Below are 23,661 nucleotides of genomic sequence, written 5' to 3'. Positions count from 1 at the left end.
ATGAACAAAAAAACCGAAGACTGGCTCGATGAAGTCCCGGACAATAATGAAGACGATGATGATGAAATTATCTGGGTCAGTAAAAGCGAGATTAAACGTGATGCCGAAGCGCTGAAAGACCTGGGCGCTGAACTGGTTGAGCTGGGTAAAAATGCGTTGGAAAAGATCCCGCTGGATGACGATCTGCGTGCCGCGGTTGAATTGGCGCAGCGCATCAAGAAAGAAGGCCGTCGCCGCCAGTTGCAGTTAATCGGCAAAATGCTGCGTGCGCGCGATCCAGAGCCAATTCAGGCCGCATTGGATAAGCTGAAGAACCGGCATAATCAGCAGGTGGTGCTTTTCCACAAGCTGGAATTATTGCGCGACCGCCTGGTGGCTGAGGGTGATGACGCCATCCCCGACATTCTGGCACTCTATCCTGATGCCGATCGCCAGCAGCTACGCTCACTGGTACGTAATGCTCAGAAAGAAAAAGCGGCCAATAAACCGCCCAAATCCACCCGTCAGATTTTTCAGTATTTGCGCGAACTGGCGGAAGCCAGCGTATAAACCGGTAACGAGGCGGCTCTAAATGGCCGCTTTTTTAACTCCGTCATGTTCCGTTCAGTAATCGCTTACGCCGTGCCGCCCACGGTAAGGTTATCCAGTTTCAGCGTCGGCTGGCCCACTCCCACGGGCAGGCTCTGCCCTTCTTTACCGCAGACGCCTACGCCCTTATCCAGTTCCAAATCGTTTCCTACCATTGAAATCTGCTGCATGGCTTCAATACCAGAACCAATCAGCGTGGCCCCTTTCACTGGGGTTGTTATCCGGCCTTTTTCAATCAAATAGGCTTCCGAGGTGGAAAATACGAACTTGCCGGAGGTGATATCCACCTGACCGCCGCCAAAATTCGGCGCATACAGGCCATATTCCACGCTGGCGATAATCTCATCCGGCGTTGATTTTCCGGCCAGCATGTAGGTATTGGTCATACGCGGCATCGGTAAATGGGCGTAAGATTCACGGCGGCCATTACCGGTTGGGGCGACCCCCATCAGGCGCGCATTGAGTTTATCCTGCATATAACCTTTCAGGATCCCGTTCTCGATCAGCACGTTATACTGTCCCGGCACGCCTTCGTCATCCATCGCCAGTGAGCCACGACGGCCATCCAACGTGCCGTCGTCAACAACGGTGCAAAGCTCAGACGCCACCAGATTACCCATCTGACCGCTGAATACCGAGGTGCCACGACGGTTAAAATCGCCTTCCAGACCGTGACCAACCGCTTCATGCAGCAGTACGCCCGGCCAGCCAGCACCCAACACAACCGGCATGGAACCTGCCGGGGCTGCAACCGCCGACAGATTAACCAACGCCATGCGCACCGCCTCCTTCGCCCAGGCTTCGACACGCGCTTCGCCGTCCGTCACTTCCCAGAAATAGTCATAGCCACTGCGCGACCCACCGCCACTTGCGCCACGTTCGCGCTTACCCTCCGCTTCGACCAGTACGCTGATAGACAAGCGAACCAGCGGTCGGACATCCGCCGCCAGCGTACCGTCAGTAGCCGCCACCAGCACTAACTCGTACACCCCGGTCAGGCTGACGGTGACTTCCTGCACTCTGGCATCGGCGGCACGGGCTACCGTATCCGCACGCTGTAGCAGGGCTATTTTGTCTTCACGGGTCAGGCTATCCAGCGGATTAAACTGAGGATAAAGCGCACGATGGGAAATTTCACCCAGCGTATGGGCTGAACCTGCGCCCTGCTCACGCACAATACTGCGCGCTGCCTGAGCACTCTGGTGCAGAGCATTCAGTGTGATCTGGTCGGCATAGGCAAACCCGGTTTTTTCACCATTAATGGCCCGGATCCCCACACCCTGGTCGATATTGTAGGAGCCGTCCTTAATAATGCGGTCTTCCAGCACCCAGGTCTCATGATAGCTGGACTGAAAATAAAGGTCGGCGTAGTCCAGACGACGTTCATTTAACAGCCCCAGCACAGAGGACAGATCTTGAAGATTCAATTTGTTTGCGGTGAGTAATTGCTCACTGACAAAAGACAGACTCATATTTTTCACTCTTTATTAGATGAAATCGGGCGAACGAACCGTGCCAACCAGTTATGACGCTACTCACCTTTTTTACTCGGTTCACGCAGCACTTCCTGAATCTTCGGTTGATCAAGGCTACCGGAAATTTGGTAGCGGATCAGCGAAATTTTATTCCACAACGGCGCCAGCGCCTTGCTGGCCGCAAACACTGCGGCCCCCACCACCGGATTGATAACAAACGCGGTCGCCACCCCCACGGTGGCAGAGATCTCCGGTGCAACCACCGCTTCCATATTGATCTGCCGTCGCACCAGATCAACACTACCCTTCATGGCAATATCCGCTTCCAACCCATCAACCAGCATATCGTCGGTATGCAGAACACCGTCTTTGATCCATGCCGTGCTGCGAATAGAGTCAAAGTAGAAACCGCTGCCAAAGGTATCACTAAAATCAAACTTGAGCTTACGCAGCAAGGCATCGAAGCTGACCAAACGCAGCAATTGCCCAGCCTGACCTGTCCCCGCATCCGCAATTTCGCCTTTACCTATCCGTGCATGAAGTATGCCGCTCAGGCTGGCAATATCCGGCGCCCAGGGCGTACCACGCCAATAAAGATCGTAATCGACATCAAAAGACCCGGCATGTAGCGGCGTATCGATACCAAACCAATCGGCATTCTGCACCAGACTATCGCCCAGTAAGCGCCCCTTCAGAGCTGTACGGACACCTTCTGCGTTTTCCTGCCAACTGCCATTCACGGTCATTCGGGCCTTACCTGTATCAATGACGCCATCACGTAAGGTCAGTTTCTCTTTTTCAGGCTGCAACGTCCCCTGAATATGACCAACATTCTGCCCGGCAAACCAGCACTGCCGACAATTTATCTGCAATGCAGGCCAATCCTCAAAACTCATGTTTGAGTCGTTCAATGGCGATTTTTTCTCAGCCAGCGCCACAGGGTTGGTCGCTTCATTACCTTTCCACTGAGGATTGTAGTAAAGATAGCGAATATCACTGCGCCACATACCGCGGTTCGGTATATCAAGCGTTGCGTCAATCTCACGCCCCCGCGCCTGAACCTCATTACCGCTCAAGGTATTCTTACTGATAATCGACAGGTCGTGCCATTGCTGCCCCAGCAGTTGAAGCTCAGGCGTACGCAAGGTAACGGCTTTCGGGAAGCGGATGCGGCGAACAGCTTCATTATTCAGCGATGACCGTGCGGACGGCAGCAAGCCAAGCCAGCGTTCGCCATCCAGCGGAGGAAGATCGATAACCAGAGAGGATGACGGCGGCAAAGGCGGCAATGTGTCAGCCCCTTTGCGCAAGCTGGCGCGCGCCAGCGTTACCGTATCGCCTTTCAGTGACCACTGGCTGTTAAACCGATTATCCTTACCCAGATTACCCTGCATCGTGAAGCCATTCAGATCCCCTTTGACCTTCACCTGTAACGGTAAATTTTCTCCGGCAGGTTTATTCAGCGGGCTAGGTAAGTGACTACTTACTTTATTTAAATCCGCCAGTATATCTACGCTATACGTTGTAACGCCCTGATAAGGCAGAGTCACTGATACCGTGCTTTTCCAATCTGCGCTGCCTGATATCTCTTGTCTTACCGACGTTGGCACCCCCGGTAAACGGGACGGTTGCCATGCGCCCTGAAGCCCGACATTAACCTGAAAGGCTTTATCCTGCTCTTGCGTGGTAAAAGCCACCGTCATTGGCTGATCCAACCAGGTAGCCTGTAGGGTTTCACTGCGCAGATTACCGTTATCGTAGCGGAATTTACCGCTAAGATTTTTTATCGTGGTTGATAACGGCTTAAGGTAAAGGCTGTTGTTATTCAACACGATATCGCCGCTGGCCTGTACCTCGCCTCCCGCCAGCGGGATATTCAGATGCAGACCGCCCTTCACCGGCCCATCGATCTGTAATTCCTCAAGCGCAGCCCCCAGCGAAGACTTCAGCGGCGTTTGATTGATGTAGTTACCCACTTCCTGACCCGGCCCGCTTAACTCACCATCGATCAGTAATTGTTCTTGCTGGTAATCAGGAATGACCGCACTGATATTCTTGCCTTCTACTTCTCCCAGCCAGATCTGCGGCGCCAACATCCATAAGCCGTTATTGACAAAATTAAGATTGATATCCAACTGCGTTAACGCAGGCCAACCTGGCTGGAACTGAAAGGTGGAATTTTTTACCGGCACCCAGACTTCAAACTGTCCTTCATTGTGTGTGTAGGGAAAATGCTGCGGATCGCCGGCAAATATCAACGTGCCATTATCAGCCTGTCCGCCTTTAAGCGCGCCGCTCAGATAATCCACCAGTTCCTGCCCCATAAAGGGTTCAGGATAATAGCGCCAGGCATCAGCGGCATCCGTCAAACGCAGGCCCGCCAGAATATCCAGTCTGGGATCGCCTTTTTCGGGTTGCTGATAATGAAAATCTCCGTTTATCCACAATGATTTAGCCTGAACATCCAGCCCATCGCTCCACAGTTCCCATCCCTGACTGTTATAACGCCAGTTAAAGACGCCGCTGGCCTGGGTGATTTCCAGCGGCGCCCGAAACGTCCCGTTGTTCGGCAGCGTGCTGTTCGTCAGCCCCACATCCAACTGCCCGCGTTCGACACTGCCCATTACCGAGCCGGAAAAATGATCCACGCCCGGCAAACATTGCCACGCCTGCCAGCTCACATCATGCCATTCGGCCTGAAAACGGCTTTTCTCCGGCTGTTGCAGGGGAATATCCACCGCAAGCATACTGAGCCTGCCTTGTGGTTGCAGCGACGCCCAGCGTTCTTTTAATGCCGGCGTCGTGGCAGACAAGAGCGGCAGCAGCGCATCAATACGCGCCAGATCCAGATTGCTGGCGCGAATGCGTAATTCTTCCTGGCGGTCTGGCCCCAGCATAGGTTCATTCTTCGGTAGCCAAAGCGCAGAAAACTGGCCTTTCGGCCAGGCAACGCCATCGGTTGTCAGGTTCAGCGCAGGCACGGTAAGCTGCCAGCCATTTTTCTCACGGCTAACATGCAAAACCATATCGTCAACGTTCAGGCGATGGGTATTCTCAGCCTCGCCCCAGGTGGCGGTTCCCTGATTAAGAAACACATCCCCACTCTGAATATCGCCCTTACGCACATTAAGCCAGGCGGCCAGACTGAAATCCGCACTTTCCAATCCGGTGTTATTCTTCATCCAGCGGCTGAACCAGGGCTTCATATCAATATTGTCGGCCTGTAGGTAAAGCATCCCGTTGTTGAGTAACCCCTGATCGTCGTCCAAATCCATTCTCATCTGCACCACGCCATGCTGACCGTTAAAGCTCGACAGGCTGATAAGCCCTTCGGCGCGGTGGCGTTTGTCAGAATTCAGCCAGGTCAGTTGTGGTACGCTGAATTCCGCACGTGCGCCCGATGGCGTGAGAAAAGAGATATGGCTGTCGCGCAGATCAAAATGATCAAACTGACGCAGAAAGAGATCGTTCAGCTTTCCGGATACGATGAGCTCGCCATCCTGGCGCTTTCCGGCAAGCGTTGCATTGATATCAAGCTGTAGCTGATAGAAGGTGAGATCGCGGAACTGCCAGCGCCCATGCAGCAAGGATTGCCAGACATCCAGCGCCAGTGTAATACGCTCAACCCGCCAGTCCGACTCCGGCAGGGAAGTCTGAAAATTTTCAATTTCCAGCGTGGGGCCGAAAGATTCCCAGCGTCCTTTCAGCGATCCGATTTCCAGTGGAACCCCAGCGACAGACTGTGCCCATGCCACCAGTTGTGGCCGGAAGTGATCGAGCTGTGGCAGCACCAATCTTAAACCGCTGACTAACAGCGCAACAATCACAATAAGAGTGGCGCCCGTTGCTAATAATATTCCGGGCAGTCGCCTCACGTATTTCTCCTTGTTTTCGTCGCTGACCGACGAGCGAAAGCCGCTTTCACAGGGGTTGTGGTTATCGGAGTCATGCTGTCTCCAACCCTGAGCGCCCGGCAAAGACGCGTTCACGGTTGGCGTGAATCTTACATCATTACAACGTCAAACTGCTCCTGGCTATACAATGGTTCAATTTGTACCATGACCTGCTTGCCAACGAAAATCTCTACCTCAGCCAGTGCATGTGACTCTTCGCTTTTCAGCGCTTCACCCACCGTCGGCGATGCATAGACCAGGAAGCGATCGCTATCATAAGCATGATGAACGCGCACAATCTCACGCATAATCTCATAACAGACGCTTTCAACCGTTTTCACCGTACCGCGCCCGTGGCACGTTGGGCACTCATTACATAATACGTGCTCTATACTCTCACGGGTTCGCTTACGCGTCATCTCTACTAATCCTAGTTGAGAGAAGCCATTAATACTGGTTTTTACCCGATCTTTACTTAACGCCTGCTCCAGAGAGTGCAGTACGCGGCGGCGGTGATCTTCGTTGTTCATATCGATAAAATCAATGATGATAATGCCGCCTAGATTACGTAAACGAAGCTGCCGGGCCACCGCCTGGGTCGCTTCGATGTTGGTATTAAAAATGGTTTCGTCCAGATTACGGTGGCCGACGAATGCCCCGGTATTGATATCAATGGTGGTCATGGCTTCTGTCTGATCGATAATCAGATAACCACCTGATTTTAAGCCAACTTTTCTTTCCAGCGCCCGCTGAATTTCATTTTCCACATCAAACAAATCAAAGATGGGTTGTGTACCAGCATAATGCTCCAGTTTATTGGCCATTTCCGGGATATATTCTGCGGTAAACTCCAGCAGCGAGTCATAGGTCAGCCGGGAATCCACACGGATGCGATCCAGCGCCTCCCCGGCGAAATCACGCAGGATCCGCTGCGCCAAAGCGACTTCGCCATAGATCTGATATTTGGTCTGGTTACGTTTTTTACGCTCCATGACCTTACCCCACAAGCGCTTTAGAAAAGCGGCGTCCTGAGAAAGCTCTTCCTCGCCGATCCCTTCCGCGGCGGTACGAATAATGAACCCGCCTTGCTCATCACAATAGTCTGCAACCGTTTTCTTTAAACGCTCGCGCTCGGCTTCACTTTCGATTCGCTGTGAAACGCCAACATGAGACGCCCCCGGCATAAACACCAGATACCGCGATGGCAGCGTGATATCCGTCGTCAGGCGAGCGCCTTTGGTGCCCAGCGGATCTTTAACCACCTGCACCATCAGATCTTGTCCCTGACGTACCAGTTCAGCAATATCGCGCACATGGAAGTTTTTCTGTTCATCACCGGCAACACATTCCGTATGCGGCATAATATCGGAGGCATGTAGGAACGCCGCTTTATCCAGCCCGATATCCACAAACGCTGCCTGCATACCCGGTAATACCCGGCTCACCCGGCCTTTATAGATATTGCCGACAATGCCGCGCCTGGATTCACGCTCAATATGGATTTCCTGCAAAATACCGCCATCAATATAAGCAACCCGCGTCTCTGAAGGTGTGACGTTTACCAGTAACTCAGCAGTCATGTTTTCCTCTTGCAATCCGCAGCGCAGCAAAATTACTGAATAACTCATGGGTTTCCACCAACGGTAATCCTACCACGGCATGGTAACTTCCCTTGATCGACTTAACAAAACACCCGCCCTTGCCCTGAATACCGTAGGATCCGGCTTTATCCATCGGCTCCCCACTGGCGATATAGTTATCAATGTCCTGACGGGAAAGTGTGCGGAATACGACATCGGTCACGACCAGACTGCTTAACATATCGTGTCTGTCGGCCAACGCCACCGCAGTCATCACCTGATGTTGTTGCCCGGAGAGTTGTGTCAGCATCTGCGCAGCATGAGCTTCGTCACGTGGTTTTTCCAGCACTTGTCCGTTTAATACCACAATAGTATCTGCGCCCAGCACCGGCAAATCTGACGGCGCAACCAATACGCCCGCAGACGCTTTCCCATGCGCCAGACGACGCACATAGCTTTCAGCCGTTTCATTTGGCAAACGCCGCTCTTCCACCGCCACACTAAGAGGTGCAAAAGGCATATCGAGCAGCACGAGCAGTTCCCGGCGACGGGGGGAAGAAGACGCCAGATAAAGTTGAGTCATGAGCGGCCCTATTGCACGGTGAACTGACGGCGTATTTTACGCATCAGCAGGAACAGCCACGGCCAAAGTACGCCGTCGACCACGCTATTCCAGAATGTTTCCGGGCGGAAAGAGACATTAATCACCAGAAACTCCGCCCAGAACACAACCAAATCCATCAACAGCGAAAGCAGTATCACAATCAATGCCTGTTGCCATAGCGCCATATTACGGAAGAGCTGAAATTTAAACGCCACCAGATAAGCGACAAGACTCATGGCCAGCGCCCGTACACCTAATGTAGATCCTAAAATCAGATCCATAATCATGCCCAGCACGAATCCCGTTCCCACGTTAACCCGGTGCGGTAACGCCATGACCCAATAAATAAGAAACAACGTCAGCCAGGAGGGACGATAAACATAAATCTGCTCCGGCCACGGCATAATCTGCAATACCATTGCGATCAAAAAAGAGAGCCAGATAACCCAGTTACCATGTCTGCGGTAGCGATTCATTGGCGCACTCCCGGCGACATAGCAGGATCGGCAGCAGGCGGCGGCCCCATCTCATCAGGAGGCGGTAATACCTGTGGCATCATCTGCATCAGCCGCTCATTGGCGACACGGTGAACTTCCGCCGGTGGTAAAGCGGTGCTTGAATTTCTGTCCCCCCCCCACAGCAGTAACAGATAGCGCAAACGCTGCAAGCCAGCCGTAGGACGAGCCTGAATCACAGTATATGCCCGTTGAGTATCGATTGTTACCGATGACACCACCGCCACAGGATAGCCTTCCGGGAAGCGGCCCCCCAGTCCAGACGTCACCAACACATCACCGACGCGAATGTCCGTGTTATTGGGTAAGTGTTCCAGTTGCAGATCGTCTGTACAGCCATTACCGGCGGCAATCACACGGATATCATTGCGCAAAACCTGAATAGGCAGCGCATGGGAAACATCACAAATCAGCAAAACCCGGCTGGTAATCTGCCCAACCGCAACCACCTGACCGACCACGCCTTTGTCACTGATGACCGGCTGGCCCTCATACACGCCGTTTACTCGCCCTTTATCGATGACAACCTGGTCGCTATAGGGATCGGTTCCTGCAGAAATCACCTGAGTAACCATTTTTTGCTCATCCTGACGCAGCGGAGAACCCAGCAGTTCACGTAACCGGGCATTCTCTTGTTTGAGTTGCCCCAGTAGCAATAACTCGCTGTTTTTCATTAGCAATTCCTGACGCAACGCGGTATTTTCCAGCCCCAGTTGATTACGAGTCGCCAAAGATTCAGACATGTTATCCAGCACCTGACGCGGGCCATTTGCCAGAAAATAGAAGGGGCTGACGGCGGTATCCATGTACGTTCTGATTTTAACGAACGCACCAAGCCGACTGTCGGCAATAATCATAAAAATCGCGGTAACGACAGCAAGGAAAAGTCGTAGTTGCAGGGAAGGCCCCCTGCTAAAAATCGGCTTCATAAAATTGCGTATTCCTCGACAGCAAGATAAAAAATCGCCTGGAGCGATTTTCAACGTCGCACAGCGACGGCCTGGAAGGCGAGTCTCACGGATGAGACGAGTAAAAAATCGCCTGGAGCGATTTTCAACGTCGCACAGCGACGGCCTGCCAATTAAAAAAGGGGGCTGCCGAGCGGGATGAAAAATACACGCATTCATCCATACGGCGCCCCCTTTTCCTGGCCGGATTATTCTTCGCTGAACAAATCGCCGCCGTGCATGTCGATCATCTCCAACGCTTTACCGCCGCCACGAGCCACGCAGGTTAACGGATCTTCAGCCACCACGACCGGAATGCCCGTTTCTTCCATCAGCAGGCGATCTAAATTGCGCAACAGCGCGCCACCACCGGTCAACACCATGCCACGCTCGGAAATATCGGAAGCCAGTTCCGGCGGACATTGCTCCAGCGCCACCATCACCGCGCTGACAATGCCGGTCAACGGTTCCTGTAATGCTTCCAGAATCTCATTGGAATTCAGGTTAAAGCCGCGCGGTACGCCTTCAGCAAGGTTACGACCACGAACTTCAATTTCAAGCACTTCATCACCCGGATATGCCGAACCGATCTCATGCTTAATACGTTCCGCCGTCGCTTCACCGATCAGTGAGCCATAGTTACGACGAACATAGTTGATGATCGCTTCATCAAAGCGGTCGCCACCGATACGCACAGAAGAGGAATACACTACGCCGTTCAGTGAAATCACCGCGACTTCGGTTGTACCACCGCCGATATCCACCACCATTGAACCGGTCGCTTCTGAAACCGGCAGACCCGCGCCAATCGCTGCCGCCATCGGCTCTTCAATCAGGAACACTTCGCGCGCCCCGGCGCCCTGCGCCGACTCACGAATAGCACGGCGTTCCACCTGCGTCGCCCCGACAGGCACACACACCAGCACGCGTGGGCTTGGGCGCATAAAGCTATTGCTGTGCACCTGTTTGATAAAGTGCTGCAACATTTTTTCAGTCACAAAGAAATCAGCAATCACGCCATCCTTCATCGGGCGGATTGCAGCAATATTACCAGGCGTACGGCCCAGCATTTGTTTAGCGTCATGGCCTACAGCAGCTACGCTTTTCGGAGAACCAGCACGATCCTGACGAATAGCCACCACAGAGGGTTCATTCAGTACGATGCCCTGCCCTTTAACATAAATCAGGGTATTGGCGGTACCCAGGTCGATGGACAAGTCATTGGAAAACATGCCACGAAATTTCTTAAACATAACGAAAGGATAATCCTGCAAGCTGGGGGCGAAAAATAAATTCGCCTACTTTACCAACCACACGAAACAGCGACAAGGCACGAAAACGTTCTGCTTCGGTGAAAAAAGTCTGTGTCGTACACATCGGCTTTAAAAAGGAATACAGCGTGAAACTCCTTTTCTCCAAACAGCGGGGCAGATTATCACTTTCTGCCCAACAGAATAGTACTAGCACAGGACATAAAACCTGACATTTAATCCGATTACCGCTAATGTAAGCGCACACTAACCAAACCGGTCGCCGACTCATTCTACGTCAATTTGACCGGGACTTTTACACTAAACACGATAGTGCGGTGAATATTTTTTCAGCTCATCATTCACTGGAACCGAAGTGGCAAAAAAATCGCCCTGACCGCCATAAACGCCCTTATCCAATAGCGTCCGCCATTCTTCTTTGGTGCGAACACCGGCGGCAAAAACTTTGGTTTGCGTTCCCTTACAGGCTTCCGTCAGGCTCTGCACAAACAGCTGATTCTCCGGGCGTCGTTCAAGGCTGCGCACCAGACCGGGATGAAGTTTGATGATTTCCACCTGTAATGACTTAATGTAGGTGGTGCTGACCAGCGTTAATCCCGCCTGAGCGACCGCCAGACGACACCCAAAACTTAATATAAGGTTCAGTGCCGGACGCAAACGACCGATATATTGACAGACATCGGCCTCCGCAAGTTCAAATAAAATGCATTCTCGTTGCTTTTTCGGACATTGCAGCAGCGTTTCCTGCAACCAGCAAAGAAATGTCTTTTGCAAAAGTGAGTCCACGCTAACCGGCATAGCCAGTGTTTCACCAGGCCAGCTAACCGTTAATGCTATAATCCGGGAAACCAGTTGGCGGTCATAGCTGGCTGTCAGACCAAGCTGCTGCACCAGCGGCATATACTCCGCCGCCAGCAACTCTTGCGTACCATCATAAATACGACTCATCATTTCACGGTGATGCACCACATCATCCCTGGTAACCGCCGGTTTCTGATACAGTCTCGGCCCACCGCGGGCGAGCGTTTGCTCCAGCAACGTGCGCCATTTCACACTGCCGCGACCTTTGTCCGGCACCTGCCGGTCAAAAACACACCAGCCATTGCCGCCCTGCAGTACGGCATTACGCGTCGCATCCTCCACGCTTTCCATCACCTGTTCTGAACTTTGCCCGCTGCGATAGGCGCAAATTCCGATATGCAGAATATCCTCTCGATCGAGCAGCGGCGTGACGGGCAGAATATCAATGGCTTTCACTAACTGCGCCGCAATGTTATCCGCTTCCTTTAAGGTGCAATGCGGCAACAACACGGCAAAATCACTATTAAAATAGCGTGCCAATAGTGCTGACGGGTAGCGCATCACAAACGTCGACAGCAAATTCACCAGCGTAAAACTGTATTCCTGAATCGCTCCGCCATAGCCATGCGTTTCCTGCAAAGTTTCGAAATCAGGCAGGCGAATCATCATCACAATGCCGTGAGTGCCTACGTTTTCAATATCTTCCAGTTGCGTGGTCAGTTGATTATCAAAGAACAAGCGATTGTTCAGCCCGGTTTCCGCATCCTGCGCGGCAAAAGCACGGATCAGGGTATCTACCCGGCTGCGCTCCTCACGGGCTTCAACCAGATCAGCCAGCAGTTGATCGATGGCGCTGCTGGCATTCACCGGCCACTCTCGTACAGAACCATGCATGACGGACTCACGCTCTCCATTCAGAATGCGTATGGCCCGCGCTTCAAGCTGTTCCTCTCCTGCCGTTTGACGGTGTAACCAGCGAATGGACAAATACAGCACCATCAGGCAGATGGACAATAACACCGACAGCGTAAATATAAGAAAGCGCGGCATACCAAACAGGGGATCGATGTAGGTCACTTCAATCACCATACCCAAATGATGCATAAGCGGGAGCTGGGTATTACGGTACGCGTAGACGTGATGATCATCAGCCTCAGGCAGCCGCAGCGAATACAGCGTCGAGTCCACGTTCCGAATCTCCAGTGCGACGACGCCAACAGTTTTCATCATCGCCGGTAACCAGAATTTGATATTCCCAGGTGATTGCACCAAAAGCGCCTGATCAATGCTGACCGCCATCTCTCTTAACTGTTGCGTCATTTTCTGCTGGCTATAATAGAAGAGACTGAAAATGCTGCTGGAAAGCATTAAGAAAACAGCGAATGCCGTCAACAGTGTCATGAGCATAGAGAATCTGTTCGTAAATCCCATCCCTGCATCCTATTCCGGATATAACGTTGTTTCAGCGGGTTTGTTGTTTTTTATCAGTTTGCATACTACCTGTAACAAATATAGTCGCTAAATATTTTTATCCTGCCACAGGAGAGCATACATGCAGGCTCTAGTTCTCGAACAACTAAATGGACTCATCCAGCCACAGATCCGTGAACTCGATATGGATCAACTCCCCGCCGGAGATGTGATGGTAGACGTCGCTTGGTCCAGCATCAACTATAAGGATGCGTTGGCCATCACCGGCAAAGGTAAAATTATTCGCCAGTTTCCAATGGTTCCCGGTATCGACTTCGCCGGAACGGTACGCCACAGTGACAGCGACCGTTTTCAGCCAGGTCAATCCGTTATTCTTACCGGATGGGGTGTAGGCGAAAATCACTGGGGTGGTCTGGCCGAGCAAGCCAGAGTGAAAAGCGACTGGCTGGTAGCCTTGCCGCCTAAGTTGGATGTCCGCCAGGCCATGGTGATCGGCACCGCCGGCTTTACGGCAATGTTATGCGTGATGGCGCTGGAAGACGGCGGCGTAACGCCCGCAAGTGGAGACATAGTGGTGACCGGCGCCAGCGGCGGGGTGGGCAGTACAGCGGTAGCCCTGCTTTCCGCACTGGGCTATCAGGTCACCGCCGTAAGCGGTCGGGCCAGCAACATCGGCTATCTGCAAAAGCTGGGCGCTAAACAGGTGCTTGAACGCAGTGAGTTTAGCGGTGATGCCCGCCCATTGGAGAAACAACGTTGGGCCGGTGCGATCGACACCGTCGGCGATAACGTGCTGGCGACGTTATTGGCGCAGATGGATTACAACGCAACCGTTGCAGCCTGTGGCCTGGCTGGCGGCATTGCGCTTGCGACAACGGTCATGCCTTTTATCCTGCGCAATGTTCGCTTGCAGGGCGTTGACTCCGTTATGACGCCACCGCCGCGCCGCGAGTTGGCCTGGCAACGGCTGGCGGAAATACTGCCGTCTGCGTTCTATCAGCAGGTGACGCATGAAATCACGTTGCAAGACGTACCCGCCGCCGCCGCCGAACTGATGGAAAACAGGGTAACAGGCCGGACGTTGGTGAAGATCAAATAATCCGTTTTCCGCATTCAGGCCACCCTTATCGGGTGGCCCTTTCCCCCTGAGCGTAACACCCTGCAAAGAATTATTTTCACCTTAGCCCAACGTCTACCGCCTTAATTCATCTATAAATAAGTGATAACGCAAAGTAATAATACAGGCAGGAGAGAGTACACCATGCATAAAAATCGCAAGCTGACCGAGGCTGATATCACGCCGGAAAGCGTATTCTTCCAGCGGCGGCGCGTGTTAAAAGCACTGGGTATCACCACTGCGGCATTGTCGTTGCCATTATCTGCGCAGGCGGATTTGCTCGCCTGGTTTAAAGGTAACGATCGCCCCAAAGCCCCGCCGGGCAAACCGTTATCATTTACTCAGCCAGCCAGTTGGAAGCCGGATTTGCCACTCACGCCGGAAGATAAGGTCACGGGCTATAACAATTTCTATGAGTTTGGGATGGACAAAGCCGACCCGGCCGCCAATGCTGGCGGGTTGAAAACCGAAGGCTGGAAAATCCAGATCGATGGCGAGGTTGCCAAACCCATTACGCTCGACATCGATGACCTGCTTAATCGCTTCCCGCTGGAAGAGCGAATTTACCGCTTTCGCTGCGTTGAGGCCTGGTCGATGGTAGTACCCTGGGTCGGTTTTGAGCTGGCGAAGCTGATTAAGTTTGCCGAACCCACCAGCAACGCCCGCTATATCGCCTTCCAGACACTCTACGATCCCGAACAAATGCCGGGACAGAAAGACCGCTTTATGGGCGGCGGCCTCAGCTACCCTTATGTCGAAGGCTTACGGCTGGATGAGGCGATGCACCCGCTTGCGCTGATGACCGTCGGTGTCTATGGCAAAACGCTGCCGCCACAGAACGGCGCGCCAGTCAGATTGATTACCCCGTGGAAATACGGCTTTAAAAACATCAAATCCATCGTGCATATTCGCTTCACCCGCGACCGTCCACCATCCACCTGGAATCTGGCGGCTCCCGATGAATATGGCTTTTACGCCAACGTCAATCCGCATGTGGATCATCCTCGCTGGTCACAGGCGACAGAAAGGGTGATTGGCGCGGGCGGTATTCTGGATGTACAACGGCAGCCAACCCTGCTGTTCAACGGTTATGCCGACCAGGTTGCCTCGCTGTATCGGGGGCTGAACTTACGGGAAAACTTTTAATTGATACCGGAAAATACGTTTCTGATTCATAGGATAACGTCTGAATGCGGCTGACGATGCAACACATAAAATGGCTGAAAGTCATTATCCATCTGGCGGCTTTTTTACCGCTGCTGTGGTTGATACTGGCCATCGACCAAGGGTGGCTGAGTGCCGATCCGGCAAAAGACATCCAGCATTTTACCGGACGAACTGCGCTGAAATGGTTACTCGCTACGCTGCTGGTTACACCACTGGCGCGCTACGGTAAACAACCACTTCTTATCCGCTGCCGACGAATGATCGGGCTATGGTGTTTCACCTGGGCTACCTTACATCTGGTGAGTTACTCGCTGCTGGAGCTGGGACTGAATCATCTGGGACTACTGGGAGAAGAGCTGATCTCCCGCCCGTATTTAACACTGGGAATGATAAGCTGGCTGATTTTGTTGGCGCTGGCGCTGACATCCCCTCAAATTGTGATGCGCAAGTTGGGATCCCGGTGGCAAAAGCTACATAACTTCGTCTATCTGGTCGCCATTCTTGTTCCAATCCACTATCTTTGGTCAGTCAAAACACTCTCACCCCAACCCATTTTATATGCGTTGGCTGCCTTAATACTGTTATTGCTGCGTTATAAAAAATTTCGCCAGTGGTGGCGTTAAGCGCTCATCCACCGTGGCGACCATTGGCAGACAAGCAGCGCGCCTTGCAGGGCACGGGTTGAATATCTCCGCAGATAAGACCAGTATTTAGCTGCTAATTGCGACGAAATGGTTATAATGCACGGCTTTGTTTCTCGGCACCGGACAATTTGCGTCGCGAAAGGTGACAAACGAATGTCTTCGCGCTATTTTGTGCGACACCGTTTTTGTAATCTGGGCGAATCGCGGGAGATAGCAGCACAATGGCCGAAAAGTTTCACATTTTGCTTTTGAATGGTCCTAACCTGAATCTGCTGGGCACCCGTGAGCCGGATAAATATGGCAATACGACGCTGGCGGAGATTGTCAGCAATCTGGCAACCCAGGCGCAGGCGCTGGATGTGCGATTTTCTCATCTGCAATCCAACGCGGAACATGTTCTGATCGACAGAATCCATCAGGCCGGGGGAAACACGGATTTTATTTTGATTAATCCGGCTGCATTCACCCATACCAGCGTCGCACTGCGTGACGCTCTGCTGGCGGTTGCCATCCCGTTTATCGAAATTCATTTGTCCAACGTGCATACACGTGAGTCTTTTCGCCATCACTCCTACCTGTCTGATGTCGCGGTAGGCGTGATTTGCGGCCTCGGGGCAGATGGGTATAACTATGCTTTACAGACGGCGGTAAAACGCCTGTCAACTTCCAATTAAACAAAAGAGTACGGAACCACATCCATGGATATTCGTAAAATCAAAAAACTGATCGAACTGGTTGAAGAGTCCGGCATCGCCGAACTGGAAATTTCTGAAGGGGAAGAATCAGTACGTATCAGTCGTGCCCCGGCAGCACCAAGCTATCCGATGATGCAACAGGCCTATGCGCCGATGATGCAACAGCAACCGGCTCTGGCTGCCGCTGTCGCACCGGCCCCAGCGGTTGCGGAAACCACGGCTGCCCCTGCCGCGATTAGTGGTCACATCGTGCGCTCTCCAATGGTTGGCACCTTCTACCGTACCCCAAGCCCCGATGCAAAAGCCTTTGTTGAAGTGGGCCAGCAGGTCAATGTTGGCGATACGCTGTGCATCGTCGAAGCCATGAAAATGATGAACCAAATCGAAGCCGACAAAGCCGGTGTAGTCAAAGCGATTCTGCTCGACAACGGTCAACCGGTTGAATTTGACGAGCCACTGGTTGTCATCGAATAACGAGGCTTACCATGCTAGATAAAATCGTTATCGCTAACCGCGGAGAGATCGCGCTGCGTATTTTGCGTGCCTGTAAAGAGTTGGGCATCAAAACCGTTGCCGTTCACTCCAGTGCGGATCGCGATCTGAAACACGTATTGCTGGCGGATGAAACCGTGTGTATCGGCCCGGCGCCGTCCACCAAAAGCTATCTGAATATCCCGGCGATCATTTCAGCTGCGGAAATTACCGGTTCCGCCGCTATTCATCCGGGCTATGGCTTTCTGTCGGAAAACGCCGACTTTGCCGAGCAGGTCGAACGTTCCGGCTTTGTTTTCATTGGCCCGCGTGCCGACACCATTCGCCTGATGGGCGATAAAGTATCCGCCATCAATGCTATGAAAAAAGCCGGCGTACCTTGTGTACCGGGTTCTGACGGCCCGCTGGACGGCGATATGGATAAGAACCGCGCTTTTGCCAAACGCATCGGTTACCCGGTGATCATCAAAGCTTCTGGCGGCGGCGGCGGTCGCGGTATGCGTGTGGTGCGCAGCGATAAAGAGCTGGAACAGTCCATCAATATGACCCGTGCGGAAGCCAAAGCGGCTTTTAATAACGACATGGTCTATATGGAAAAATATCTGGAAAACCCACGTCACGTGGAAATTCAGGTACTGGCTGACGGTCAGGGTAACGCGATTTATCTGGCTGAACGTGACTGCTCCATGCAGCGCCGTCATCAGAAAGTGGTGGAAGAAGCGCCAGCGCCGGGCATCACCGACGAACTGCGTCGTTTTATCGGCGATCGCTGTGCGAAAGCCTGTATCGATATCAACTACCGTGGTGCGGGTACGTTCGAGTTCCTGTATGAAAACGGCGAGTTCTATTTTATTGAAATGAATACCCGTATTCAGGTGGAACACCCGGTGACCGAAATGATTACCGGCGTGGATTTGATCAAAGAGCAATTGCGTATCGCCGCAGGTCAGCCGTTGTCCATCAAGCAGGAAGACATCATCATCAGAGGCCATGCGGTAGAATGCCGTATCAACGCCGAAGACCCGAACACCTTCCTGCCAAGCCCCGGTAAAATCACCCGTTTCCATGCGCCGGGCGGTTTTGGCGTGCGCTGGGAATCGCATATCTACGCCGGGTATACCGTGCCGCCGTATTATGATTCCATGATCGGCAAGTTGATCACCTACGGAGAAACCCGTGAGGTGGCGATTTCGCGGATGAAAAATGCGCTGGCGGAACTGATCATCGACGGCATCAAAACCAATGTCGATCTACAGATGAAGATCATGAACGATGAAAATTTCCAGAAAGGTGGAACCAATATCCACTATCTGGAGAAGAAACTCGGTTTACAGTAAATACGTCCCTGGTTTCTGTCGTCATGCGTGTAAAAGGTCGGTGAAAACCGGCCTTTTTGTTTTCTTTCAATGCAGACCGTAAAATTTCCAGTTTCGTAATAGCTTACTGCGGGGAAAAAAATGGATACGCGTTTTCTTCAGGCTCACCGGGAAGCCCGCTGGGCGATGGGCCTGACGCTGGCTTACCTGATAGCCTGGACTCTGGCGGCTTACCTGCCTGACAGCACTCAGGGGATTACCGGCCTTCCTCATTGGTTTGAAATGGCCTGTCTGCTGCTGCCACTCATCTTTACCCTCTTGTGCTGGTTGATGGTTCGCGTCGTTTTCCACGATATCTCACTGGAGAATGACGATGCAAAATGAAGTGCTTATGCCGCTGCTGGGCTACCTGCTATTGGTTTTTGGATTATCGGTATACGCTTACCGTCGTCGGCAGGCGGGTAATTTTCTCAACGAGTATTTCCTCGGCGGGCGCTCAATGGGCGGCTTCGTGCTGGCGATGACCCTTATCGGCACCTATGTGAGCGCCAGCTCCTTTATCGGCGGCCCCGGCGCCGCTTATAAGTACGGCCTGGGTTGGGTATTGCTCTCCATGATTCAGTTGCCCACCATGTTGTTATCATTGGGTATCCTGGGAAAAAAATTCGCCATTCTGGCCAGACGTTACAATGCGATTACGCTCAACGATATGCTGTACGCCCGCTACGGCAGCCGATTGCTGGTATGGTTCGCCAGCATTAGCCTGCTCGTCGCCTTCATTGGCGCTATGGCGGTGCAATTTATTGGCGGCGCACGTCTGCTGGAGACGGCAGCCAACATTCCCTACGATATCGGCCTGCTGATTTTTGGCGTCACTATCGCGCTGTATACCGCTTTTGGCGGCTTCCGCGCCAGCGTATTGAATGATGCCATGCAAGGCATTGTGATGCTGTTAGGCACGGTGATTCTGTTGGTGGGTGTTATCCATGCGGCGGGCGGTTTGCACAGCGCAGTGGATAAGTTGCAACAGATCGATCCGGCGCTGGTCACCCCGCAGGGCAGCAATCAAATCCTGTCGATGCCCTTTATGGCGTCGTTCTGGGTGCTGGTCTGCTTCGGGGTTATCGGCCTGCCCAATACCGCCGTGCGCTGTATCTCCTATCGTGACAGCAAGGCGCTGCACCGCGGCATTATTATCGGTACTATCGTGATCGGCATTCTAATGCTGGGTATGCATCTGGCAGGCGCCCTGGGCCGGGCGGTTATGCCCGATCTGACCATTCCGGATCAGGTGCTGCCCGCACTGATGGTTGCCGTTCTGCCCCCACTGGCGGCAGGTATCTTTCTCGCCGCGCCAATGGCGGCTATCATGTCGAACATTAACGCGCATCTGCTCCAAGCCTCGGCCACAATAATAAAAGATCTTTATCTCAGTGTGCGCCCGCAGCAAATACGCAATGAACGGCGCATCAAGCGCCTTTCCAGCCTGACCACCCTGCTATTGGGCTTATTGGTGCTGCTAGCATCCTGGCGTCCGCCAGAGATGATTATCTGGCTAAACCTGCTGGCTTTCGGCGGGTTGGAAGCCGTATTCCTGTGGCCGCTGGTTCTTGGTCTTTACTGGGAACGCGCCAATGCGGCAGGCGCGTTAAGCGCCATGTTCAGCGGAGCAGGTTGTTATACGGCACTGGCCAGCTTTAATCTTCATCTGGCGGGTTTTCACCCTATCGTACCCGCGCTGACGTTAAGCCTGCTGGCGTTTATTATCGGCAACCGCTTCGGACACAGCGTACCTGAACCGGTTGCCGCCCCCACTTCACTTTAAATGTAATAGAGACTGCTATGCCGTGGATTCAACTGAAAATAAATACCTCAGGCAGCAATGCCGAACAACTGGGTGACGCACTGGTAACCAGCGGCGCGGTATCCGTTACGTTTCAGGATACACATGATACGCCGGTGTTCGAGCCGCTACCCGGCGAAACCCGCCTGTGGGGCGATACTGATGTTATCGGTTTATATGACGCGGAAACCGAGATGGCGGATGTCATCGCGACTTTGGAGCAAGAACCGCTGCTGGGCGCCGGATTTAAACATAAAATCGAACAATTGGAAGATAAAGACTGGGAGCGCGAGTGGATGGATAACTTCCACCCGATGCGCTTTGGCGAACGGTTATGGATCTGCCCAAGCTGGCGTGACATCCCCGATCCGACGGCGGTGAACGTCATGCTCGATCCCGGTCTGGCCTTTGGCACCGGAACCCACCCCACTACCGCGCTCTGCCTGCAATGGTTAGACGGGCTGGATCTACAGGGCAAAACCATCATCGACTTCGGCTGCGGCTCCGGCATCTTAGCCATCGCCGCGCTCAAGCTGGGAGCCGCCCGCGCTATCGGTATCGACATCGACCCACAGGCTATTCAGGCCAGCCGCGATAACGCCCAGAGAAACGGCGTTTCCGAGCGTCTGGCACTCTATCTGCCGAAAGATCAGCCTGCCGGCCTCTACGCCGATGTGGTGGTTGCCAATATCCTGGCAGGCCCGTTGCGTGAACTGGCCCCGCTAATCAGTGATTTGCCAAAAACCGCCGGTCATCTTGGCTTATCCGGCGTACTGGCAACGCAGGCAGCCAGTGTCTCGGAGGCCTATCAGGACAAATTTCAGCTTGATCCAGTGGCGGAAAAAGAAGAATGGTGCCGGATTACCGGCATACGTAAGTAACCTTCTGTTCACTCATTGCACCGTTGAAGAACGCCGGGCGCATTTTTCAACGGTTTAACCATATAAAAACAAGGTGTATTCTCGATGACTCGTCAGACTATCATCCGTTATTTAAACGGTTTGAATTAGAGTCTATCCCAGTAGACGTTATTGGCGCAGCCAGTTTGGACACGGACAGCGCGCAGAAACCGGAGCGTACACGTAGTACGAGAGGATTTCGAGCACTGCCCAGGGCCAAAATGGCAAGTGAAATAGTCCTAATGGATAGGCTCTTAGTCATCACATTGTTTTAAATGGATTATCCAATGAAGTATAAACTGATCTCCTTCCTTGCTTTTACCGCCTGTTTTTCACTGTCTGCCTCCGAACATGCTCACTGGAGCTATGAAGGACAGGAGGCGCCTTCGCACTGGGGACAACTCTCTCCCGATTTTTCCCTGTGTGATACTGGTAAGAACCAATCACCCATTGATATTCACGGCGCGTTGAAAACCATTCACGACGAATTACAACTGTCTTATCAGGTTGGCCCCCAGCATATCATCAACAATGGCCACACCATCCAGGTGGACGTCAGCGCTGGCAACACACTGGTGATAGATAACGATAATTTCACCCTCCAGCAGTTCCATTTCCATGCCCCCAGTGAGAACGAGATCGATGGCAAAATATTTCCGTTAGAAGCACATTTTGTCTACAACGACCAACAAGGTGCGATAACGGTAGTGGCGTTGATGTTCGAACAAGGTGAAACCAACCAGGAGCTGGAAAAAGCCTGGCAACAGATGCCGTTAACCCTCGATAAACCGGTCTTATTGAACACCCCCCTGAATATCGATGCGTTGATACCTGCAACCTACCGGCATAAATACTACCGTTTTAGCGGTTCACTCACTACACCACCATGCTCTGAAGGCGTACGGTGGCTGGTGTTGGATAAGCCAGCTACAATTTCGGCAGCTCAGATCGCCAGATTCACGGCGGCCATTCATCACGCAAACAATCGTCCTGTTCAGCCTTTAAATGGCCGCGTTATTATTAATTAGTACTGTTACTTTCCCTGCGGCTCCCAACCGATTCACGCTGGGAGCACGTATTTTGCAACGTTATGGTGCAAAAATTTATCCCTGTTCCTTGTTTTTTGACAACGCAATCCCCTGTGAATATTGGATATCGATGTAACTCCTGCTTAAATCACGGCAGATTACAGATAAATTACGATGAAACTGGAATATTTTCCTGAACAAAAACAATACATAAATAGCCAAAACTTATTGTTAAATATAGACAATATTTTCATTCATCATGATGAAACCTGTTTTCTTTGATCGCCCGCGACTGATTGGTCAAAGTTTGTCCTTTCATATCACGTAAAAAATGCGTAATATACGCGCCCTTACAGGCACAGTATGGTCACTCTTTGTCTATGCATATTGGACAATTTCAGCTTACCAATCGCCTGATAGCCGCACCGATGGCGGGTATCAGCGACCGCCCGTTCAGAGCACTCTGTCATGCGATGGGCGCTGGAATGACTGTGTCCGAAATGCTTATTTCCAACCCGGAAGTCTGGCGTTCGGACAAGTCACGTTTGCGCATGGTACATAGTGATGAACCTGGGATCAGAGCGGTGCAGATTGCCGGTTGTGATCCAGAGGAAATGGCTGCCGCAGCTAAAATGAATGCTCATTTCGGCGCACAGATCATTGACATCAATATGGGTTGTCCGGCGAAGAAGGTGAACCGCAAGATGGCAGGATCTGCATTGTTGCAGTATCCGGATTTGGTAAAACGAATCCTCTCAGCGGTAGTGAAAGCGGTAGACGTACCGGTAACACTGAAGATCCGTACCGGCTGGGCGCCAGAGCACCGTAACTGTGTAGAGATTGCCAAATTGGCTGAAAACTGTGGGATTCAGGCCCTGACCGTTCACGGACGCACACGTGCGTGCCTGTTCAACGGTTCGGCGGAATACGACAGCATTCGGGCAGTTAAGCAGGCCGTTTCCATTCCCGTTATTGCGAATGGCGACGTGACTTCCCCGCATAAAGCCAGAGCGGTTCTTGATTACACCGGGGCAGATGCTCTGATGATAGGACGAGCCGCTCAGGGAAGACCCTGGATCTTTCGGGAAATCCAGCATTATCTGGACACCGGGGAGTTGCTTGCACCACTGTCACTGGCAGAGGTTAAGCACTTGTTGATCAAGCATATACGGGAATTGCACGACTTTTATGGTCCAGGCAAGGGATTTCGTATAGCTCGAAAGCACGTATCCTGGTATCTCCGGGAGCACGCCCCAAACGACCAGTTTAGGCGCACATTCAACGCCATTGAGGATGCCAGCGAGCAGCTGGAGGTGTTGGAGGCATACTTTGAAAATCTTGCGTAAACAGAAAAA

Annotated in this window: 20 protein-coding genes; 12 read left to right on the top strand and 8 right to left on the bottom strand. The window is 52.5% G+C overall.

Features of this window, described 5'->3' with window-relative positions; translation table 11 throughout:
• Entirely contained in the window at positions 1-549 is a 549-nt protein-coding gene (gene yjgA, locus BIY29_RS02665) for a ribosome biogenesis factor YjgA (protein WP_121573515.1), read from the top strand.
• A gap of 65 nt (positions 550-614) precedes the next feature.
• On the opposite strand, the gene tldD is transcribed toward yjgA, so the two are convergent.
• From tldD to csrD, 8 genes are all read right to left on the bottom strand, one after another.
• Positions 615-2,060, bottom strand: coding sequence for a metalloprotease TldD (gene tldD, locus BIY29_RS02660; RefSeq protein ID WP_121573513.1), 1,446 nt, complete (start codon positions 2,058-2,060; stop codon positions 615-617).
• Positions 2,061-2,119: 59 nt separating this feature from the next.
• Positions 2,120-5,938 carry an AsmA2 domain-containing protein YhdP gene (gene yhdP / locus BIY29_RS02655; protein WP_121573511.1) on the bottom strand — a complete coding sequence of 1,273 codons (3,819 nt, stop codon included), beginning with the start codon at positions 5,936-5,938 and terminating at the stop codon, positions 2,120-2,122.
• Positions 5,939-6,066: 128 nt separating this feature from the next.
• Positions 6,067-7,536 carry a ribonuclease G gene (rng, locus tag BIY29_RS02650; protein ID WP_121573510.1) on the bottom strand — a complete coding sequence of 490 codons (1,470 nt, stop codon included), beginning with the start codon at positions 7,534-7,536 and terminating at the stop codon, positions 6,067-6,069.
• Entirely contained in the window at positions 7,526-8,119 is a 594-nt protein-coding gene (locus BIY29_RS02645) for a Maf family protein (protein ID WP_121573508.1), read from the bottom strand. Before BIY29_RS02645 ends, rng begins: the two co-directional genes overlap by 11 nt.
• Before the next feature lie 8 nt (positions 8,120-8,127).
• The gene (mreD, locus tag BIY29_RS02640; RefSeq protein WP_121573506.1) at positions 8,128-8,616 is read right to left on the bottom strand and encodes a rod shape-determining protein MreD; all 489 of its coding nucleotides are present in this window, start codon (positions 8,614-8,616) and stop codon (positions 8,128-8,130) included.
• Complete coding sequence (mreC, locus tag BIY29_RS02635) at positions 8,613-9,584, bottom strand: rod shape-determining protein MreC (protein WP_121573504.1); 972 nt, start codon at positions 9,582-9,584, stop codon at positions 8,613-8,615. The genes mreD and mreC overlap by 4 nt, the downstream gene beginning before the upstream one ends.
• 227 nt (positions 9,585-9,811) lie before the next feature.
• The gene (gene mreB / locus BIY29_RS02630; protein WP_009114770.1) at positions 9,812-10,855 is read right to left on the bottom strand and encodes a rod shape-determining protein MreB; all 1,044 of its coding nucleotides are present in this window, start codon (positions 10,853-10,855) and stop codon (positions 9,812-9,814) included.
• A 318-nt stretch (positions 10,856-11,173) separates the two neighbouring features.
• Positions 11,174-13,105 (bottom strand): RNase E specificity factor CsrD, encoded by a 1,932-nt coding sequence (gene csrD / locus BIY29_RS02625; RefSeq protein WP_121573502.1) that lies wholly within the window; start codon positions 13,103-13,105, stop codon positions 11,174-11,176.
• 121 nt (positions 13,106-13,226) lie between these two features.
• Between csrD and acuI the strand changes: the two genes are divergently transcribed.
• The 11 genes from acuI (at position 13,227) to dusB (ending at position 23,652) form a co-directional block, all read left to right on the top strand.
• Positions 13,227-14,204 (top strand): acrylyl-CoA reductase (NADPH), encoded by a 978-nt coding sequence (gene acuI, locus BIY29_RS02620; RefSeq protein WP_121573500.1) that lies wholly within the window; start codon positions 13,227-13,229, stop codon positions 14,202-14,204.
• A gap of 162 nt (positions 14,205-14,366) precedes the next feature.
• Positions 14,367-15,368 (top strand): protein-methionine-sulfoxide reductase catalytic subunit MsrP, encoded by a 1,002-nt coding sequence (msrP, locus tag BIY29_RS02615; protein WP_121573498.1) that lies wholly within the window; start codon positions 14,367-14,369, stop codon positions 15,366-15,368.
• 44 nt (positions 15,369-15,412) lie between these two features.
• Positions 15,413-16,012, top strand: coding sequence for a protein-methionine-sulfoxide reductase heme-binding subunit MsrQ (gene msrQ, locus BIY29_RS02610; protein WP_121573496.1), 600 nt, complete (start codon positions 15,413-15,415; stop codon positions 16,010-16,012).
• A 242-nt stretch (positions 16,013-16,254) separates the two neighbouring features.
• Positions 16,255-16,707 carry a type II 3-dehydroquinate dehydratase gene (gene aroQ / locus BIY29_RS02605; RefSeq protein ID WP_121573494.1) on the top strand — a complete coding sequence of 151 codons (453 nt, stop codon included), beginning with the start codon at positions 16,255-16,257 and terminating at the stop codon, positions 16,705-16,707.
• Positions 16,708-16,731: 24 nt separating this feature from the next.
• Positions 16,732-17,202, top strand: a complete 471-nt coding sequence (gene accB, locus BIY29_RS02600; protein ID WP_121573492.1) for an acetyl-CoA carboxylase biotin carboxyl carrier protein — start codon at positions 16,732-16,734, stop codon at positions 17,200-17,202.
• Between the two features lie 11 nt (positions 17,203-17,213).
• Entirely contained in the window at positions 17,214-18,557 is a 1,344-nt protein-coding gene (gene accC, locus BIY29_RS02595; RefSeq protein WP_121573490.1) for an acetyl-CoA carboxylase biotin carboxylase subunit, read from the top strand.
• Between the two features lie 120 nt (positions 18,558-18,677).
• Positions 18,678-18,920, top strand: a complete 243-nt coding sequence (locus BIY29_RS02590; protein ID WP_121573488.1) for a YhdT family protein — start codon at positions 18,678-18,680, stop codon at positions 18,918-18,920.
• Positions 18,910-20,361: a sodium/pantothenate symporter gene (gene panF / locus BIY29_RS02585; protein ID WP_121573487.1), complete on the top strand. Its 1,452-nt coding sequence runs from the start codon at positions 18,910-18,912 to the stop codon at positions 20,359-20,361. Before BIY29_RS02590 ends, panF begins: the two co-directional genes overlap by 11 nt.
• A gap of 17 nt (positions 20,362-20,378) precedes the next feature.
• Positions 20,379-21,260 (top strand): 50S ribosomal protein L11 methyltransferase, encoded by an 882-nt coding sequence (prmA, locus tag BIY29_RS02580; RefSeq protein ID WP_121573485.1) that lies wholly within the window; start codon positions 20,379-20,381, stop codon positions 21,258-21,260.
• A 305-nt stretch (positions 21,261-21,565) separates the two neighbouring features.
• A complete protein-coding gene (locus tag BIY29_RS02570) occupies positions 21,566-22,306 on the top strand; it encodes a carbonic anhydrase (RefSeq protein WP_121573481.1) in 741 nt (246 codons plus the stop codon).
• 380 nt (positions 22,307-22,686) lie between these two features.
• The gene (dusB, locus tag BIY29_RS02565) at positions 22,687-23,652 is read left to right on the top strand and encodes a tRNA dihydrouridine synthase DusB (protein WP_121573479.1); all 966 of its coding nucleotides are present in this window, start codon (positions 22,687-22,689) and stop codon (positions 23,650-23,652) included.
• Positions 23,653-23,661: the final 9 nt, after the last annotated feature.

Origin of the sequence: Brenneria alni, assembly GCF_003666245.1 — a bacterium.
GTDB classification, from domain to species: domain Bacteria; phylum Pseudomonadota; class Gammaproteobacteria; order Enterobacterales; family Enterobacteriaceae; genus Brenneria; species Brenneria alni.
Note: the sequence above shows the minus strand (reverse complement) of the source record. Positions and strands in the feature narration are given on the sequence as shown.

Excerpts from the sequence above, each read along its gene's own strand:
- accC (WP_121573490.1), top strand. The coding sequence starts at position 17,214 with ATGCTAGATAAAATCGTTATCGCTAACCGCGGAGAGATCGCGCTGCGT.
- BIY29_RS02645 (WP_121573508.1), bottom strand. The coding sequence starts at position 8,119 with ATGACTCAACTTTATCTGGCGTCTTCTTCCCCCCGTCGCCGGGAACTG.
- msrQ (WP_121573496.1), top strand. The coding sequence starts at position 15,413 with ATGCGGCTGACGATGCAACACATAAAATGGCTGAAAGTCATTATCCAT.
- mreC (WP_121573504.1), bottom strand. The coding sequence starts at position 9,584 with ATGAAGCCGATTTTTAGCAGGGGGCCTTCCCTGCAACTACGACTTTTC.
- BIY29_RS02590 (WP_121573488.1), top strand. The coding sequence starts at position 18,678 with ATGGATACGCGTTTTCTTCAGGCTCACCGGGAAGCCCGCTGGGCGATG.
- BIY29_RS02570 (WP_121573481.1), top strand. The coding sequence starts at position 21,566 with ATGAAGTATAAACTGATCTCCTTCCTTGCTTTTACCGCCTGTTTTTCA.
- msrP (WP_121573498.1), top strand. The coding sequence starts at position 14,367 with ATGCATAAAAATCGCAAGCTGACCGAGGCTGATATCACGCCGGAAAGC.
- rng (WP_121573510.1), bottom strand. The coding sequence starts at position 7,536 with ATGACTGCTGAGTTACTGGTAAACGTCACACCTTCAGAGACGCGGGTT.
- accB (WP_121573492.1), top strand. The coding sequence starts at position 16,732 with ATGGATATTCGTAAAATCAAAAAACTGATCGAACTGGTTGAAGAGTCC.
- dusB (WP_121573479.1), top strand. The coding sequence starts at position 22,687 with ATGCATATTGGACAATTTCAGCTTACCAATCGCCTGATAGCCGCACCG.
- csrD (WP_121573502.1), bottom strand. The coding sequence starts at position 13,105 with ATGGGATTTACGAACAGATTCTCTATGCTCATGACACTGTTGACGGCA.
- tldD (WP_121573513.1), bottom strand. The coding sequence starts at position 2,060 with ATGAGTCTGTCTTTTGTCAGTGAGCAATTACTCACCGCAAACAAATTG.
- acuI (WP_121573500.1), top strand. The coding sequence starts at position 13,227 with ATGCAGGCTCTAGTTCTCGAACAACTAAATGGACTCATCCAGCCACAG.
- yjgA (WP_121573515.1), top strand. The coding sequence starts at position 1 with ATGAACAAAAAAACCGAAGACTGGCTCGATGAAGTCCCGGACAATAAT.
- mreD (WP_121573506.1), bottom strand. The coding sequence starts at position 8,616 with ATGAATCGCTACCGCAGACATGGTAACTGGGTTATCTGGCTCTCTTTT.
- mreB (WP_009114770.1), bottom strand. The coding sequence starts at position 10,855 with ATGTTTAAGAAATTTCGTGGCATGTTTTCCAATGACTTGTCCATCGAC.
- aroQ (WP_121573494.1), top strand. The coding sequence starts at position 16,255 with ATGGCCGAAAAGTTTCACATTTTGCTTTTGAATGGTCCTAACCTGAAT.
- panF (WP_121573487.1), top strand. The coding sequence starts at position 18,910 with ATGCAAAATGAAGTGCTTATGCCGCTGCTGGGCTACCTGCTATTGGTT.
- prmA (WP_121573485.1), top strand. The coding sequence starts at position 20,379 with ATGCCGTGGATTCAACTGAAAATAAATACCTCAGGCAGCAATGCCGAA.